18 protein-coding genes are annotated in these 15,366 nt (G+C 69.8%); 12 read left to right on the top strand and 6 right to left on the bottom strand.

Annotated elements, in window-relative coordinates:
• Positions 1 to 29: 29 nt before the first annotated feature.
• On the bottom strand, positions 30 to 1,469 hold the full coding sequence (locus ACIHFD_RS31420) for a helix-turn-helix transcriptional regulator (protein ID WP_185073509.1): 1,440 nt from the start codon (positions 1,467 to 1,469) through the stop codon (positions 30 to 32).
• Between the two features lie 279 nt (positions 1,470 to 1,748).
• On the opposite strand from ACIHFD_RS31420, the gene aceA reads away from it, so the two are divergent.
• The 5 genes from aceA to ACIHFD_RS31395 all read left to right on the top strand — a co-directional run bounded on the left by aceA (position 1,749) and on the right by ACIHFD_RS31395 (position 5,601).
• Positions 1,749 to 3,035 (top strand): isocitrate lyase, encoded by a 1,287-nt coding sequence (gene aceA / locus ACIHFD_RS31415; RefSeq protein ID WP_397369941.1) that lies wholly within the window; start codon positions 1,749 to 1,751, stop codon positions 3,033 to 3,035.
• Between the two features lie 171 nt (positions 3,036 to 3,206).
• Positions 3,207 to 3,716, top strand: a complete 510-nt coding sequence (locus tag ACIHFD_RS31410) for a hypothetical protein (protein WP_397369940.1) — start codon at positions 3,207 to 3,209, stop codon at positions 3,714 to 3,716.
• A 64-nt stretch (positions 3,717 to 3,780) separates the two neighbouring features.
• Positions 3,781 to 4,614, top strand: a complete 834-nt coding sequence (locus ACIHFD_RS31405; protein WP_350740812.1) for a hypothetical protein — start codon at positions 3,781 to 3,783, stop codon at positions 4,612 to 4,614.
• A gap of 224 nt (positions 4,615 to 4,838) precedes the next feature.
• A complete protein-coding gene (gene atpE, locus ACIHFD_RS31400; protein ID WP_350740810.1) occupies positions 4,839 to 5,072 on the top strand; it encodes an ATP synthase F0 subunit C in 234 nt (77 codons plus the stop codon).
• 34 nt (positions 5,073 to 5,106) lie between these two features.
• Positions 5,107 to 5,601, top strand: coding sequence for a hypothetical protein (locus tag ACIHFD_RS31395; protein ID WP_397369939.1), 495 nt, complete (start codon positions 5,107 to 5,109; stop codon positions 5,599 to 5,601).
• On the opposite strand, the gene ACIHFD_RS31390 is transcribed toward ACIHFD_RS31395, so the two are convergent.
• Positions 5,565 to 5,768 carry a hypothetical protein gene (locus tag ACIHFD_RS31390; protein WP_397369938.1) on the bottom strand — a complete coding sequence of 68 codons (204 nt, stop codon included), beginning with the start codon at positions 5,766 to 5,768 and terminating at the stop codon, positions 5,565 to 5,567. The two genes, ACIHFD_RS31395 and ACIHFD_RS31390, sit on opposite strands and share 37 nt — an antisense overlap.
• 135 nt (positions 5,769 to 5,903) lie before the next feature.
• Here ACIHFD_RS31390 and ACIHFD_RS31385 point away from each other — a divergent pair, with 135 nt between their 5' ends.
• Both ACIHFD_RS31385 and ACIHFD_RS31380 read left to right on the top strand, forming a co-directional pair.
• Positions 5,904 to 6,404, top strand: coding sequence for a SigE family RNA polymerase sigma factor (locus tag ACIHFD_RS31385; RefSeq protein WP_355192425.1), 501 nt, complete (start codon positions 5,904 to 5,906; stop codon positions 6,402 to 6,404).
• Complete coding sequence (locus ACIHFD_RS31380) at positions 6,401 to 7,597, top strand: hypothetical protein (protein WP_397369937.1); 1,197 nt, start codon at positions 6,401 to 6,403, stop codon at positions 7,595 to 7,597. Before ACIHFD_RS31385 ends, ACIHFD_RS31380 begins: the two co-directional genes overlap by 4 nt.
• Here ACIHFD_RS31380 and ACIHFD_RS31375 read toward each other — a convergent pair.
• From ACIHFD_RS31375 to ACIHFD_RS31365, 3 genes are all read right to left on the bottom strand, one after another.
• Complete coding sequence (locus ACIHFD_RS31375) at positions 7,584 to 9,083, bottom strand: protein kinase (protein WP_397369936.1); 1,500 nt, start codon at positions 9,081 to 9,083, stop codon at positions 7,584 to 7,586. The genes ACIHFD_RS31380 and ACIHFD_RS31375 overlap by 14 nt on opposite strands.
• A 212-nt stretch (positions 9,084 to 9,295) precedes the next feature.
• Positions 9,296 to 10,132 (bottom strand): siderophore-interacting protein, encoded by an 837-nt coding sequence (locus tag ACIHFD_RS31370; protein ID WP_397369935.1) that lies wholly within the window; start codon positions 10,130 to 10,132, stop codon positions 9,296 to 9,298.
• Between the two features lie 112 nt (positions 10,133 to 10,244).
• Positions 10,245 to 11,222, bottom strand: coding sequence for an alpha/beta hydrolase (locus ACIHFD_RS31365; protein ID WP_397369934.1), 978 nt, complete (start codon positions 11,220 to 11,222; stop codon positions 10,245 to 10,247).
• A gap of 106 nt (positions 11,223 to 11,328) precedes the next feature.
• On the opposite strand from ACIHFD_RS31365, the gene ACIHFD_RS31360 reads away from it, so the two are divergent.
• The 4 genes from ACIHFD_RS31360 (at position 11,329) to ACIHFD_RS31345 (ending at position 14,165) form a co-directional block, all read left to right on the top strand.
• On the top strand, positions 11,329 to 11,724 hold the full coding sequence (locus ACIHFD_RS31360; protein ID WP_350740795.1) for a hypothetical protein: 396 nt from the start codon (positions 11,329 to 11,331) through the stop codon (positions 11,722 to 11,724).
• A gap of 125 nt (positions 11,725 to 11,849) precedes the next feature.
• Positions 11,850 to 12,635, top strand: coding sequence for an ABC transporter permease (locus ACIHFD_RS31355; RefSeq protein ID WP_397370002.1), 786 nt, complete (start codon positions 11,850 to 11,852; stop codon positions 12,633 to 12,635).
• Positions 12,628 to 13,416: an ABC transporter permease gene (locus tag ACIHFD_RS31350; protein ID WP_397369933.1), complete on the top strand. Its 789-nt coding sequence runs from the start codon at positions 12,628 to 12,630 to the stop codon at positions 13,414 to 13,416. Before ACIHFD_RS31355 ends, ACIHFD_RS31350 begins: the two co-directional genes overlap by 8 nt.
• 2 nt (positions 13,417 to 13,418) lie before the next feature.
• On the top strand, positions 13,419 to 14,165 hold the full coding sequence (locus tag ACIHFD_RS31345; RefSeq protein ID WP_397369932.1) for an ATP-binding cassette domain-containing protein: 747 nt from the start codon (positions 13,419 to 13,421) through the stop codon (positions 14,163 to 14,165).
• A 7-nt stretch (positions 14,166 to 14,172) separates the two neighbouring features.
• On the opposite strand, the gene ACIHFD_RS31340 is transcribed toward ACIHFD_RS31345, so the two are convergent.
• Positions 14,173 to 14,655 (bottom strand): hypothetical protein, encoded by a 483-nt coding sequence (locus ACIHFD_RS31340; RefSeq protein WP_397369931.1) that lies wholly within the window; start codon positions 14,653 to 14,655, stop codon positions 14,173 to 14,175.
• A gap of 120 nt (positions 14,656 to 14,775) precedes the next feature.
• On the opposite strand from ACIHFD_RS31340, the gene ACIHFD_RS31335 reads away from it, so the two are divergent.
• A complete protein-coding gene (locus ACIHFD_RS31335; RefSeq protein ID WP_397369930.1) occupies positions 14,776 to 15,345 on the top strand; it encodes an MFS transporter in 570 nt (189 codons plus the stop codon).
• The last annotated feature ends 21 nt before the right edge of the window (positions 15,346 to 15,366 follow it).

Genomic DNA, 15,366 nt, shown 5'->3' with positions numbered 1-15,366 from the left:
CCCCTCCCCCCGTATCCCCACATTTCAGATTATGCGGTGGCGGCGTGACGCTCCAGGAACGTGTACACGTCAGCCTCGTCCACCCCGGGGAACGACCCCGGCGGCAGCGCGGCCAGGACGTGGGAGTTGGCGCGGGCGGACGGCCAGGCGTAGCCCTCCCAGCGCTCGGACAGCTCGGCGGGCGGGCGGCGGCAGCAGTCGCCGTTGGGGCAGTTGGACTTGGTGCGGCTGGTGGTCTCCCGGCCCCTGAACCAGCGCGACTCCTTGTACGGCACCCCCAGCGTGATGGCGAAGTCGCGCTCTCGCGACGGATCGACGTGCGCCACGCAGAAATAGGTCCCGGTGGGCGAGTCGGAATACTGGTAGTACACCGAGAACCGGTCGGGCGAGGCGAACACCTGCCGCCCCGACCACTGCAGGCACATCCGCTGCCCCTCGATGGCCCCCTGCTCGTCGGCCGGGAAGACGATGCCGTCGTTCTCGTACGCCTTGTAGATGGTGCCCCCGGCGTCGTTGCGCACGAAGTGGCAGACGAGACCCAGGTGGTGGGTGGCGAGGTTGGTGAAGCGGTGGGCGGCCATCTCGTACGACACCGCGAACACGTCCCGCAGGTCCTCCACCGACAGCGCCCGGTCGGCCTTGGCCTCCTGGAGGTAGAGCGCGGCGGCCTTCTCGGGGACGAGGACGGCGGCGGCGAAGTAGTTCGCCTCGGTGCGCTGGCGCAGGAAGTCGGCGAAGTCGCGGGGCTTGTCGTGGCCGAGCGCGAGGTGGCCGAGCGTCTGGAGCAGGATCGTGCGCGGGGTGTGCATGCCGAGCTGCTCGTGTTTGACGTAGATGCGGCGGTTGCGGAGGTCGGTGATGGAACGTACGGATCGCGGCAGGTCCTGCGCGGTGTGCACGGTGTAGCCGAAGTGCGTGACCAGGCTCTGGATCATGCTCTGCGACAGCGCGCCCGTACGGTAGCCGACCGCGGCCAGCGCCTTGGCGGCGGCCTCCTCGATCTCCCCGAAGTAGTTGCCGACCTCGCGCTGCCTGCGCCGCAGCTCGGCGTTGGCGGCCCTGGCCTCCTCCGGGGTGGCGGTGCCGCGGGCCTGCCGGGCGCGCAGCTCGCCGTACAGACCGAGGAGGTGTTCGAGCACGTCGTTCGGGACGCGGGCGGAGACCTTCAGCCGGGGCAGCCCGAGCCCGGCGTAGATGGGGTCGCGCTGCGCCTCCTCCAGCGCGATCTCCAGCTGGGCGCGGCGGTTGGGCGGCTGGCGGCGCAGCAGCTCCTCGATGGGCACGCCCAGCGCGGCGGCCAACCCCTTGAGCAGCGAGAGCTTGGGCTCGCGCTTGCCGTTCTCCAGCAGCGACAGCTGGCTCGGCGCCCTGCCGACGCGCGAGCCCAGGTCGGACAGGGTGAGGCCGCGCTGTTTACGCAGGTGCCGGAGGCGCTGGCCGAACGCGATCAGGTCAAGCTCCTGCGTCAAAGACAGCGGTTCTTCGCCTAGCAAGGGCACCATGTCGGCATCTTAGACAGAAATTCGGCCCATTTTCTAGTCTCCTGAACAGGTCGGAGCCAGACTGCCGTGTCGCTCGGATTGGTCTAGGCCAACAGGAAAACTATCGATTTCTTCACTGTTGAATACCCGCCAGTAATGCATGGTATGGAAACTTTCGTCGTTCTTCTCTCGACTCATGACTATGGGCGGCCCCTCTCAGGGCACACACTCGGCTGTGAGCCCCAGGGGACGACAAGGGAGTGAACAATGATCGATCGCCTCAAGGGAGCTGCTGAGCAGCTGCAGGACGAATGGGACAACGACCCTCGCTGGGAGGGCGTCGAGCGCACGTACGGCGCCGAAGACGTGATCAGATTGCGCGGCAGTGTCCAGGAGGAGCACACGCTGGCCCGGCTCGGCGCCGGCCGGCTGTGGGACCTGCTGAACACCGACGACTACGTCAACGCCCTCGGCGCGCTGACCGGCAACCAGGCCGTCCAGCAGGTGAAGGCGGGACTGAAGGCGATCTACCTGTCCGGCTGGCAGGTCGCCGCGGACGCGAACCTGGGCGGGCAGACGTACCCGGACCAGAGCCTGTACCCGGCCAACTCCGTGCCCGCCGTCGTGCGCCGCCTCAACAACGCGCTGCTGCGCGCCGACCAGATCACCTGGTCGGAAGGCGACACCGACGCCCCGCACTGGCTCGCGCCGATCGTGGCGGACGCCGAGGCCGGGTTCGGCGGGGTGCTGAACGCGTTCGAGCTGATGAAGGGCATGATCGCGGCCGGCGCCGCGGGCGTGCACTGGGAGGACCAGCTCGCCTCCGAGAAGAAGTGCGGCCACCTGGGCGGCAAGGTGCTCATCCCGACCGGCCAGCACATCAAGACCCTGACCGCCGCCCGCCTCGCCGCGGACGTCGCCGGAGTCCCCTCGCTGATCATCGCGCGGACCGACGCACAGGCCGCGACGCTCCTGACCAGCGACGTGGACCCGCGCGACCAGGCGTTCACCACCGGCGAGCGCACCTCGGAGGGCTTCTACCGGGTCAGGAACGGGCTGGGGGCGTGCATCGCCCGCGGGCTGGCCTACGCGCCGTACTCGGACCTGCTCTGGATGGAGACCAGCACGCCCGACCTGGACGTGGCCCGCGAGTTCGCCGAGGCCATCAAGGCGGCGTACCCGGACAAGATGCTCGCCTACAACTGCTCACCGTCGTTCAACTGGAAGCAGCACCTGGACGACTCCACCATCGCCAAGTTCCAGCGGGAGCTGGGACACATGGGGTACAAGTTCCAGTTCATCACGCTCGCCGGGTTCCACTCGCTGAACTACGGCATGTTCGACCTGGCCCAGGGGTACGCCGCGGACGGCATGACGGCGTACGTGGAGCTGCAGGAGGCCGAGTTCGCCGCCGAGTCGCGCGGCTACACCGCGACCAGGCACCAGCGCGAGGTCGGCACCGGCTACTTCGACCTGATCAGCACGGCCGTGGCACCTGACTCCTCGACGACCGCGCTCCGGGGGTCGACGGAAGAGGAGCAGTTCACCCACTGATCTCGCCGGACCGCCCTCCGGGCATGCGGCGGTTCCCCGGCGAAACGGGCCGCGCCAGTCTCCCCCAGCACTGGCGCGGCCCACTTTCATGCGATGCCGCACGGCAAAGCCCTTTTCATGGGGTGGTGTGCTGTCATTGGAGAAGTGGGCTGACCTTCAACGGAGGGTTTGGTGGGCAAGACGATCTCCTCTGTCCGGACCGCGATCGCTCAGTGGATCCCTGGCCGCCGCGTCGCCCCGATTCCGCCGCCACCCGGGCCAAATGATCACGAGTCGCTCGTGGCCGCCCTCGAACATGCCACACGCTGGTATGAGTACCGCATCAGCCAAGGGCTCCAGGTCCTCAACTTCTACCTCGTATCGACCGCTGTGAATTCCGCCGCCTACGTCGCCGCTCTCCAGGCGAAGCTTGACGCCGTAGCCGGCGCTGTCGGGCTCGTAGCGGCTCTGGTCTCTGTCGCAGCGGCACTTGCGGGCTGGCGCAGCCGCGGTCTTGCCCGATTGGCCTTGCAGCCGATAGCGGAGATTCAGGATCGGCTGGCTGCGACCCTGAACATGGATTCGCTCCGTCTCGTGCAACGCAATCCTCACCGCACGTTCACCACGCCGATTTCCCTGGTCATGTTCGTCCTTGCCTGCGCCATCTCGGTAGCAGGAGCCTTATACGCATGGCTTCGCTGATCCAGCCCCTCTCTGATCCAAGAGCTGTGGACACTTATACCGACTGGTCGGTATCTTTCCCACCATGACGCTGGAACGCCGGACCTGGCGCACCCTGGAGCCGTTGCACGGCATGATCTACTTCTCTCCCGAGGCGAGCGCCGCCTACGAGAAGCTCGGGCTGAGCGGCCGGATGGGATACTTCGCCTCCCGAGCCGCCGCTCTCGGTCCGGTGCCCGCCGCGACGGTGATCGCGACCTTCTACAACTTCAACCCCGATCTCGTACGGCAGGCGATCCCGGCCGCCTGGCAGATCGCCTCGCCGTCCGACATCCTGGCCGCCCGGCTCGCATCGGCCGACGCCACGCTGCGCCGCGTGCTGGGCGATGCCGTGGACTCCCCGGAGATGGCTCGGGCGGCAGCGCTGGCCCGCCGGGCGGCGGAGACCGTCGCGGGAGAGCTCAGCGGGCGGCCCCTGTACGCCGCGCACGCGGCACTGCCCTGGCCCGAGGCTCCCCACCTGGTGCTCTGGCACGCCCAGACCCTGCTGCGCGAGTACCGCGGCGACGGCCATCTCGCCGCCCTCCTGGCCGCCGGCCTGAGCGGCATCGAAGCCCTGGTCACCCACGCGGCCACCGGCGCCGTCACGTCCGAGGTGCTCCGAAGCACGCGAGGGTGGCCCGAGGCCGACTGGGCTGCCGCCGTACAGGGGCTGGAGGAGCGTGGCTGGCTCTTCGAGGGATCTCTCACCGAGGAAGGGCGCGGATGGCGTGAGGAGATCGAAGAGGCGACCGACCGGATGGGGATGGCACCGTACACCGCGCTCGGCGCCGAGCCCTGCGAGGAGTTGCGCTCTCTCGTCCGGCCCTGGAGCAAGAGCATCGTCGCCGAGCTGATGCCCTGGGCCGCAGGTCGTTAGCTCGGAGCCGAAGTCCGGCTGTGCCGTCACCCACCGACTGCGGGCTCCGGTAATACAGAAGCGCGCACAGGATCGAACTCTTCCCGCTTGATGCCCGATTTGTCTAGTGTGTAGATTGACGAGCAATTTGCGGGCAAATTGGAGCAAACAAATATTTCTTCTCCCGGCATCCATGCGCTGAAATACCAGTAAGTCAGCGATTCTTACGCCAGAAAGGCAGCGTAATGGATGTACTCGCTCAGGTCTCCGGCAACGTCACTGCCATTGGCTACGGCCTTGCTGCCATAGGCCCCGGAGTCGGGGTCGGCATCATCTTCGGTCAAGGTGTGCAGGCCATCGCACGGCAGCCCGAAGCCTACGGATTGATCCGCCAGAACATGCTCCTCGGCTTCGTCCTCACCGAGGCATTGGCTCTCCTCGGCCTGGTCGCGCCGTTCATCTTCCAGGTCGTCAAGTAACGGGGCAATCGCGTAACTGTGTTTGACTTGGCGCATGGATCAGCGCCGGTACTTGCAACTTATCGAGCAGGACTACGCACGAATGCGCGAGACGGCCACCCGGGACCTCACCGCCGCCGTGCCCCACTGTCCCGGGTGGACCACCGCCGACCTGGCCGTGGACGGCATCGACGAGATCCTCGTGACCTTCCTCGCCTTCGCCTCCCGTCAGTGGCCGGAGGACTTCGGCGACGGACTCGCCGGCGCGGACGGCCGCGCGGTGACGGCCAGGACGGAACCGGCCGTTCCGGTGTCGCGTGGAGGTGATCAGTTCAGGCCGCTGCCCTGGATGCCGGCGGCCGCGGCCGATGCCGCCGCGACCACGGTGAACATCGCTACGGTCAGGGTGAGCACGAACCGGCGCCAACGTGTCATCGCACGCCTCCTGTCATCGACTGGCAATCACCGTATATTCGCCGCACGCACGCCGCCGGATCACGAGCCCCCGGTTCGTCAGGCGACCTTCCGGAAGAGCACGGTGGCGCGGTAGCGGCCCTCCGCCTCCGCGTCGGGCTCGGCCTCGGCGCTGATGACGTCCAGCTCGGCGTCGAGACCGAAGAAGGTGAGCGCCCGGGCCACGGCCTTCTCCCTGATCTCGTCCGGCGTCGCTCCGCTCACCGTGACGCGCAGCGTGAGCGGGAACGCTCTCGTACTCATGATGATCCTCTTTCACAGAAGAGTTGATCCACCTCCGAGCGTAGCCCGCCGTGCACGTCGCCCCAGGCGTGGCGTGCAACAGTTTTCGCACCTTGTTCCTCTCGGAGGTGAAGGAACGACGAAGGGCGAGGACTGTTGGAAGGTGATCCCCGTTTCGCGGAGTTCGTCGCCGAACGCGGTGACGCGCTGCTGCGCTACGGCTATGTGCTGGCCGGCAATCCGCACGACGCGGCCGACCTGGTCCAGGAGGCGCTGCTGAAGCTGCGCGGCGCCTGGTCCCGGCTGCGGCTGAAGGAGAACCCGGAGAGTTACGCGCGCACCACCATGGCCAGGCTGCACATCGCCACCTGGCGGTTGCGCAGGCGTGAGCTGCTCGCCTGGGACCTGCCGGAAGGCGAGCACCACGACCTGCTGCCCAGCGGCGACGAGCGCAGGATGTGGCAGGCGCTGGCCGGGCTGCCGCGCAAGCAGCGCGCGGTGCTGGTGCTGCGCTACTACGAGCAGCTCGACGACGCCGAGATCGCCACCGTGCTCGGGATCTCCCGCGGCACGGTGCGCAGCCAGGCCTCCCGCGCGCTCGACAAACTGCGCGCGGGCCTCCCGAGTAAGCCGATGACCAGGGGGAACGTACGATGACCGAGGTTGAGGAGACGCTGCGCAGGACGCTCGGCCACGCCGCCGAGCAGGCACCGGGGCTGCCTGCCCTGCTGCCCCAGCGGCTCGAGCGGATCCACCGGCGCAGGAGGCAGCGCGCCCGGATCGCGCTGGCCGCCGCGGCGGTCGTGCTGGTCGGGGCCGGGGCCACGGCCGTGCTGCGCGGCGGCGACACCATCACGGCCGTCCCCGCCAGCGGGCAGTACACCGAGGCGCCGGCCGAACAGGTGGAGAAGGTCTGGCCAGAGGCGGTGCGGAAGGTCTCGGCGAAGTCCCCCGACGGGGTGCCGTGGCGACCGCAGACGTTCGTCGACGACCGTACGCTGCTCATGGAGGCCCAGGGAGGCGGATCCGGATCGACGGACGCCATCTACGCCTACGACCTCGACTCCGGCACGCCACGCAAGATCGCCGACATCCCGGCTTCCAAGGACACGGTGGGCTTCGGCAACGGCTTCGCCGTGGGCGGCGGCCAGGTGGCCTGGTGGAGCGGGACGAAGGACTCCGTCGCGCACCTCTGGACGGTGCCGCTGGACGGCGGCACCCCGAAGATCGTCGCCGACCAGCGCCTCGACACGGCCGACGACGGCAGCGGGATCGACAAGCTGGCCGTGGTCAACGACAAGATCGTTTTCTCGCTGTACACCGGGGGGGTCTTCACCGTTCCCCTCGGGGGCGGGACGGTGGAGCCGGTCCAGGGTGGCGCCGGGATGCATCTGCTGGCCTGGCCGTGGATCGGCGCGCCGGGGAGCGGAGGCGAGCCCCGCGGCATGCCGTACTCCCGGATCCAGAACGTGGAGACCGGCGAGACCCGGACGGCCGTCACCCAGCCGGGCGAGGAGCTGCGTCTCTGCGGCGTGACCATCTGCCTGGGCACGGCCGCCGACGGCACGACCTTCTTCCGGCACCGGGACGGCTCGTCGCAGAAGAACGTGCCCGGCTCCGTGCACTCGGCGTACCAGCCGGTCCAGGACCGCTTCTACGTCTCGGTCTACGGCGTGGGGAGGCCGGAGGGCGTGGGGCTCTACGACCTGGACACCGGCAGGTCGGGCGATCTGCGCATCCCCGGGGAAGGCAGCACCATCAGGCTGCCGTCCATGGATTCGACCGGCAGGATGCTCAGCTACTCCCTCAAGGACGACCTCTACCTGATCGACCTGTCTAAGATCCGGTAGCCGTCGGCGTCTCCGGGACGGACACGGACGGGTCCGGCGACTCGCCGGGCCCGTCCTGCGGGATCGTGCTGATCGACTGCGACGGCTGCGGGCAGTCCCTCCTGACCGCGTTGCCGCGCTTGCGCACCGGGCTCGCGCAGTCGGCGGGGTCCTCACCGCCCGGCCCGCTGCTGTTGGCCGGTCCGAACGTGTCCTGCCGGCCGGGCGAGGGGCTGCGCACCGTCAGCGGCGCCTTGGTACGGGCGTGCGGGACGGACGTCGTGGGCGTGCTCGCCGGGGTGGGCGGGGCGGCGGACTTCGTCGGCGGGAGGGTGGCGGCGGGCGTGGACGAGGGGCGGACGGTCGAGTCCGCGCTGCCGTAAGAGCGCACGATCGGCGGGTCGCCCGGCAGCAGCGAGCCACCCCCGACGCTCGTGCCGTCGCCGCCCGCCGCGATCACCGTGAGGGCCGCGATGGACACCGTGGCCAGGGCGGCGAAGCTGGCGTGCGACAGATGCGCCCCGGCCTTGGCCCGGCGCCTGCGCGTACGGGAACGCTCCACACCCCCCTCCGGCGTCCCGGACTCGCCGGTCGAAGAGGCGAGACGTACCCGCCCGCCGCCGGGCGGATAGGGCACGGGCGTCCAGATCTCCTCCAGCACCCCGTCCACCGCCTGCCGCAGATCCCACGGCTCGCCGACGCCTCCGGCGGCCAGCAGCGCCCGGAGCAGGTCGGCGGACGTGGGCCGGTCGGCGGGATCCTTGGCCAGCGCCGCCTCGATGGCGGGCCGCAGCATGGCGGGCACGCCCGCGACGCGCGGCGGGTCGAACAGGATGCGCCGGGTCAGCACATCCGCCTCCCCGCTCCCGAACGGATGATGCCCGGTGGCCGCGAACGCCACCACGCACCCCCACGCGAACACGTCCGACGCGGGCAGCGCCGGGCCACCCGTCAGCCGCTCGGGAGCCACCCACCCGGGGCTCCCCATGACCTGTCCGGCCTGCGTGTGCGCGGCCAGCGTGTCGACGTCGCGGGCGATGCCGAAGTCGATGACGCGCGGCCCCCGCGTGGACAGCAGCACGTTGCCGGGCTTGAGGTCCCGGTGCACCAGCCCCGCCTCGTGCACCGCCACCAGCGCTGCGGCCACGCCGAGCGCCGCGCCGTACGCGAGATCGGGCGTGAGCGGCCCCTTGGCCGCGACGACCTGGGAGAGCGCCGGACCCGGGATGTACTCGGTGACCAGGTACGGGCGGTCCTTGTCGGCGCCGTCCTCCAGGACCGCCGCCGTGCAGAACGGCACCAGTCTTCGCGAGAAAGTCACTTCCTCGGCGAAGCGCGCGCGTAAGGTGGCATCGTTGAGATGCACCGCATGCGGCGTCTTGAGCGCGACCAGGCCACCCCGAGGGTGCTCGGCCAGATACACCACTCCCATCCCGCCCGTGCCGAGGCGGCCGAGGAGCAGGTATCGGCCGATGATGACCGGGTCGCCCACCGTAAGCGGCCGCACGCCAGGAGGCATGTCGCCAGCACCACGCGCCATACGGGTTTCGCCTCTCTGATCCGGGACTCGGCAAAGCACACTGTGGCCGGATCCGCGGAGGCTTTCCGCATGTCTGTCATAAGGGGTATTGCAGGTAAGGCGTTCGTTCCTCTGGGGACAGTAAGTGCTGGGGTTCAGTGGTCTGAAGTGGTGTTTCGGCCCTGGCGTGCCTGGCGAGCCTAGGAGGCGATCGCGGACTCCTCCTCGGCCTCGACCTGACGGTTCCAGTCGCGCTTCATCTCGCGCCACGCCTCGTCGTCGGCCCCCGTGCGCCAGTATCCGGAGATGGACAGCCGGTCCAGCCCGATGCCCCGTTCGACGCGCAGGTGACGGCGGAGCTCCTTCACGAAGCCGGCCTCGCCGTGCACGAACGCGTGCACGTTTCCTTCGGGGAACTCCAGCGTCCGCACTGCCGCCACGAGCTTCTCGCCCACGGGACGACCGCTCCGGTAGAGCCACGCGACGCGGGCGTCGGCGGCCGTCTCGAGCTTCTGCTCGTCCTCGGGCGCGTCCACCTCGACCAGTACGTGCGCCCGCACGCCCTCCGGCAGGCCCTCCAGCGCGGCCCCGATGGCCGGCAGCGCGCTCTCGTCGCCGATCAGGAGGTGCCAGTCGGCCCCGGGGTCGGGCGCGTAGCCGCCGCCGGGGCCGAGCATGAGCACGACGTCCCCGGGAGCGGCCTGGGCGGCCCACGGGCCGGCCAGGCCCTCGTCGCCGTGCACCACGAAGTCGAGGGTCAGCTCGCGGCTGTCGGGTTCCCAGGCGCGTACGGTGTAGGTCCGCAGCCGCGGCCAGAGCTCGCGCGGCATCGTCTCGCGGCAGGTCTTCACGCTGAACGGGGTGGGGTATTCGACGCCTTCGTAGGGGAAGACCAGCTTGACGTAGTGGTCCGTCAGGCCGGTGGTGGCGAAGTCGGCCAGCCCGTCGCCCCCGACCACGACGCGGACCATGTGCCGCGAGATCCACTCGGTCCGCAGGACGACGCCACGATGGTGATCCGTGGGCTTCTCGGTCATGCACAGCCCCCTGACTTCAGGTTAGGTATACCTAACCTTACACGTTCTCCAAGCTGACAGCGTACGCCGGGAACCTCGAAAAGGGCAGTGCCAAAACTGCAGGGCCGAAAACTCACGCCGCCGCGATGTCGCCTCTGGACGCCCGGCGGGCGGCCACGGCTCGCAGGAAGTGCGCCATGTGCCGGAAGACCAGCCGCGCCTCGGGCAGCACGTCCGCCAGGATCGGGAAGACGTGCGGCATCCGGTTCCATTCTTCGTACCGTACCGGCACCCGGGCCTGGCGCGCCCGCTCGGCCACCCTCCTGGCCTCGTCCCGCAGCACCTCGGTCGAGCCGGTCACGATCATGAGCGGCGGCAGCCCCGTGAAGTCCCCGAGCACCGGGGAGACCAGCGGGTCGCTCGGGTCGAGGCCCGAGGTCCACCGGCGGGCCAGCCAGCGCACCCGCCCGGCCGGGAGCATGGGGTCCTGCCAGCGGTTCGCGTGCCGCGGGATGTCGGTCAGGTCGGCCCACGGCGACAGGCAGATCGCCGCGCCGGGCATCGGCAGCTCCCGGTCCCGCAGCGCCAGCAGCGTCGCCAGCGTGAGGTGGCCCCCGGCGGAGTCCCCCGCCAGGATGACGTCCCCGGGCGCGTGGCCGCGCCGCAGCAGGCAGTCGTACGCGTCCAGCGCGTCGGTCAGCGAGTCCGCCAGCGTGTAAACGGGCCCCTGCCGGTAGTCGAGCGCCAGCACGGGCCGCCGGGCCGCCACCGACAGCCGCCAGGTGATGGACCGATGGGTACGCGGCGAGCCCGAGAAGTAGCCGCCGCCGTGGAAGTAGAGCACCGCCTTGCCCTCGTCGAGCCCCGGCCCGCCGTGCACCCACTCGCCCCCGCACGCCGAGAACTCCGCGGGCTCGATGATGACGTGTTCGGGCTGGGGTACACGTACCAGGCGGCCGAGCTCCCCGAGCCGGGCCGCGAAGAGTAGGGCCAGCGGATGGCGCATCAGCACGGTGGACGCCGGCTTCAGGGTGCCCCACATCAGACTGGTCAGGGCGCGGGCTTGCCAGCTCAAGGGATAGTCGGGGACCACGTCCCGGTCGATGTGCATATCGGCCCTCCGATGAATCTCCTTCCCCGAATGAAGATCCTTCTACCGGCCAGTAAGTATCTCATCTCTTACCTGGATATTTCGGCGCTGTGACACGCTGTCCTCCATGGCTGGATACTCGGGCACACCGCTGCCGCGCAAGCTCGGCGTCAAGCCTGGGCACCAGGTCCTCGCCATCGATGCCCCCGACGGCCTCGACCTGGGCGAGCCCGACGCCGAGGTGCATCGGACCCCGGCCGGCGGGCCGTACGACGTCATACTGGTCTTCTGCCCCGACTCGGCCGCCCTTCACGGGGCGTTCCCCTCCGCCCTGGCCCTGCTGGCGAAGAGCGGCGGCCTGTGGGTCTGCTGGCCGAAACGCGCGAGCAAGGTGCCCACGGACCTCTCGGAGAACCCCGTCCGCGACTACGGCCTGTCCATGGGCCTGGTGGACAACAAGGTGGCCGCGATCGACGACACCTGGTCGGGCCTGCGCTTCGTCTACCGTCTCGCCGACCGTTGAACGATTAATTGCGTTGCGGGGCCCACGGCCCGCAACGGATAATTCCATGCTTTCCATCGGCAGACCCGTGCGCGGGTCCGTACACGGTTGGTCACCGTGTCCTCACCCTCCGGAGGTGCAAAACCATACCCCTATATGCCCGGCTCGTCCGGTACGGCTTCCGCAAGCACGCCACCTACGTCTGGGGCGCGATCGCCGGCGCTTTCACCAACAGCGTCTTCGGCATCCTTCGCGCCTACATCCTCATCGCGCTCTGGCAGGCCCGCCCCGGGCTGGGCGGCTACGACGTGACCGACGCCGTCACGTTCTGCTTCATCACCCAGGCGTTCATCGGCCCGTTGCAGCTGTTCGGGGGCGGGCTCGGCATCCCCGAGCGCATCCGCAGCGGCGACATCGCCCTCGACCTGGTCCGGCCCGCCTCGCTCCAGCTCTGGACGCTGGCCGAGGACCTGGGCAGGGCCGCGTACCTGTTCCTGGTCCGCGGCATCCCGCCCATGCTGATCGGCGCGGTGGTGTTCGGCATCACGGTCCCCGCCGGGCCGGGGCAGTGGCTGGCGTTCCTGGCCGGCTTCGCCGTCGCGGTGGTGGTCGGCTTCGGCTGGCGCTACCTGGTGGCGCTGTCGGTCTGCTGGCTCCTCGACGACCGCGGCGTCGCGGTCGTGTCGATGCTCCTGACGACGTTCTTCTCCGGGATGCTCGTGCCGCTGCACCTGTTCCCCGGCTGGTTCGGCGACCTGGTCATGGCGATGCCCTGGGCGGCCATGGTCCAGCTCCCGACCGATCTCTACCTCGGCAAGGCCCCGGTCCTGGAAACGCTCGCGTTCCAGGCGCTCTGGGCCGCGATCCTGCTCGGGCTGGGCGCGCTCGCCACCATGGCGATCCGCCGCAAGGTGGTGATCCAGGGTGGTTAGGACCTACTTCCTGCTGCTGTGGACCTGGACCCGCGCCGCGGCGGCGTACCCGGTGTCGTTCGCGCTGATGACCCTGTTCGGCGCCCTCACCGCCGCGGTGGACGTCGCCGTGATCCTGATCGTCTTCGCCAACACGACCACGCTCGCGGGCTTCTCCCGCGACGAGGTCCTCTTCCTGTACGGCGCCGCCGGCGTGTCGTTCGCCATCTGCGACACGTTCGTCAGCAACATCGACCGGATCAGCCAGCACATCAAGGCGGGCACCCTCGACACGTTCCTGATCAGGCCGGTCAGCCCGTGGATCCAGCTCGCCACCGACCGGTTCGTGCCCGCCAGGGTGGGCCGGATCCTGCAGGCGTGCGTCGTGCTCGGCTACGGCGTCGCCGCGCTCGACCTCGACTGGCGGCGGGCCTGGATGATCCCCGTCATGCTGGTCAGCGGGATCATCATCTTCGGGGCGATCTGGACGCTCGGCGGCGCGGTCCAGTTCGTCCTGACCGACGCCCCCGAGGTGTCCAACGCCTTCACCTACGGCAGCGCCCAGCTCAACCAGTACCCGCTCAGCATCTACGGCCGCGACCTGGTCAGGGGCGTGACGTACGTGCTCCCGCTGGCCTTCGTCAACTGGCAGCCCGGCCTGTACGTGCTGGGCAGGGACGACCCGTTCGGCACGCCGGAGTTCCTGCGGTTCTCCGCGCCGGTCGCCGCGCTGGTCCTCGCCCTGCTGGCCGGGGTGGCCTGGCAGCAGGGCATCAGGCACTACCGATCCACGGGGAGTTGAGGATGATCGAACTGGACCGGGCCGGACGGTCGTTCAAGATCAAGAGAAATGTCGTCCACGCCGTGAGCGACCTGTCGTTCACCGTGTCGGCGGGAGAGTTCGTCGGCTACCTCGGGCCCAACGGGGCCGGCAAGTCCACCACCATCAAGATGCTCTGCGGCATCCTGACGCCGACGTCCGGCCGGGTCCGGGTGGCCGGGCTCGACCCCTCGCGCCGGCGCACGTCGCTGGCGCGGCGGATCGGGGTGGTGTTCGGGCAGCGGACGACACTGTGGTGGGACCTGCCGCTCGTCGACAGCTTCGAGCTGATCCGCCACCTGTACCGGGTGGACCGGGCCACGTTCAGGTCGCGGCTCGACGAGCTGACCGAGACGCTCGACCTGGGCGAGTTCATGCGCACGCCGGTGCGCCAGCTCAGCCTGGGCCAGCGCATGCGGGGCGACCTCGCGGCGGCGCTGCTGCACGCGCCCGACGTGCTGGTGCTCGACGAGCCGACGATCGGGCTGGACGTGGTCAGCAAGGCCGGCATCAGGGAGTTCCTGCAGCGGGTCAACGCCGAGCGCGGCACGACCGTGCTGCTGACCACGCACGACCTCGGCGACATCGAGCGCCTGTGCCGCCGGGTCATGGTGATCGACCACGGGCGGCTGGCGTTCGACGGCACGCTCGACGACCTGATGGCCACGTCTCCCGGCCAGTCGAGCATCGAGGACGTGGTGACCCGCCTCTACACGGGGACGGCCCAGTAGGGACAACTCAGTAGTAGCTGCCCTCCGGCGTGGCCTCGTAGTCCTCGTCGACGTCGTCGTACTGGCGCGACCAGCGTGACGGCATCAGGACGGGGATGAACAGCGCCACGCCGAGCAGGGCGAACACGCCCGACGTGAGCAGGGTCTTGGCGCCGAGACCGGCGTCCAGGATGATCTGGTTGACCGACGGGGCGCTCGGAATGAGGGAGATCGCCCTGTTCACGTCGAGTGCGTACACGACCGTCCAGGCCAGCAGGACCAGCGACGGCACGAACGTCGCCAAGGGCGAGATCCGGCCCGCCACCACCAGCCCGACGACCAGCCCGACGGCGGCCATCGCGCCCAGCGCGATCCACATCTTCTGGTTGTCCGGTGGTGTCGCCGCGGCATTGCCGACGGCCTGCTGGACGGCCCAGCCACCGCCCGCCAGCACGGCCGCCGTCACCACCAGCCCGATGAGGAAACCACCCAAGTGCCGCAACGTTCTCACCTCAATGTCAACGCGGTCGGCACGACCCTAGCCCTAAATGCCCGTTTTGGACCAGCCACTGTGCGGCTTCGGACTTCGGGTCTCATGACTCACTGCCCCGTGAGAGCATGGGGCACACCCATGCGTGCGCACCTTCCCCTCAGACTCGCGCGGACGGCCGCCTTCGCCGCCGTCTGCGTGGCTCTCGCCGCCTTCGCGCACGTGCTGGGCGGCGGTTCGGCGCCCGCGCCGTGGGTCGCCGGACTGGGGCTCGCGGGCGTGTCCGCGCTGGGGCTGGCGCTGTGCGGCAAGGAGCGCTCCGCGGCGACGATCAACGTCGTGCTGGTGGGGGCGCAGCTGGCGCTGCACGAGCTGTTCGCGGGCGACGGCGCCGCCTACTTCTCCGTGCGCGGCCTGTTCGAGCCGGGGGCCGCGGCGCACGGCCACGGCCAGGGTGGCCTGGCGGTCAACACCGGCATGCTGCTCACGCACGTGACGGCCACGCTGATCACGGGCCTGTGGCTGGCGCGCGGCGAGGTCGTGCTCTGGTCGCTGCTGCGCCTCGTCGGCCGCCGTCTCCTGCTGCTCCCGGCGGTCGCCGTGCCACCGTTCGCGCGGCCCGCCGCGCCGATCGTCCGGGCGAGGGTCGTCCCGCTCCAGCCGGAGTTCCGGCACAGCGTGGCCAGGCGTGGTCCTCCACTTCCCGCCTGACCGTCTGACACCCCTTGTTCA

The sequence above is a fragment of the Nonomuraea sp. NPDC051941 genome, from assembly GCF_044593615.1.
Note: the sequence above shows the minus strand (reverse complement) of the source record. Positions and strands in the feature narration are given on the sequence as shown.

What these genes read in the sequence shown, in the direction of transcription:
- aceA (WP_397369941.1), top strand. Translation starts at nt 1,749, where the DNA reads ATGATCGATCGCCTCAAGGGAGCTGCTGAGCAGCTGCAGGACGAATGG.
- ACIHFD_RS31405 (WP_350740812.1), top strand. Translation starts at nt 3,781, where the DNA reads ATGACGCTGGAACGCCGGACCTGGCGCACCCTGGAGCCGTTGCACGGC.
- atpE (WP_350740810.1), top strand. Translation starts at nt 4,839, where the DNA reads ATGGATGTACTCGCTCAGGTCTCCGGCAACGTCACTGCCATTGGCTAC.
- ACIHFD_RS31395 (WP_397369939.1), top strand. Translation starts at nt 5,107, where the DNA reads ATGGATCAGCGCCGGTACTTGCAACTTATCGAGCAGGACTACGCACGA.
- ACIHFD_RS31390 (WP_397369938.1), bottom strand. Translation starts at nt 5,768, where the DNA reads ATGAGTACGAGAGCGTTCCCGCTCACGCTGCGCGTCACGGTGAGCGGA.
- ACIHFD_RS31380 (WP_397369937.1), top strand. Translation starts at nt 6,401, where the DNA reads ATGACCGAGGTTGAGGAGACGCTGCGCAGGACGCTCGGCCACGCCGCC.
- ACIHFD_RS31370 (WP_397369935.1), bottom strand. Translation starts at nt 10,132, where the DNA reads ATGACCGAGAAGCCCACGGATCACCATCGTGGCGTCGTCCTGCGGACC.
- ACIHFD_RS31365 (WP_397369934.1), bottom strand. Translation starts at nt 11,222, where the DNA reads ATGCACATCGACCGGGACGTGGTCCCCGACTATCCCTTGAGCTGGCAA.
- ACIHFD_RS31360 (WP_350740795.1), top strand. Translation starts at nt 11,329, where the DNA reads ATGGCTGGATACTCGGGCACACCGCTGCCGCGCAAGCTCGGCGTCAAG.
- ACIHFD_RS31345 (WP_397369932.1), top strand. Translation starts at nt 13,419, where the DNA reads ATGATCGAACTGGACCGGGCCGGACGGTCGTTCAAGATCAAGAGAAAT.
- ACIHFD_RS31335 (WP_397369930.1), top strand. Translation starts at nt 14,776, where the DNA reads ATGCGTGCGCACCTTCCCCTCAGACTCGCGCGGACGGCCGCCTTCGCC.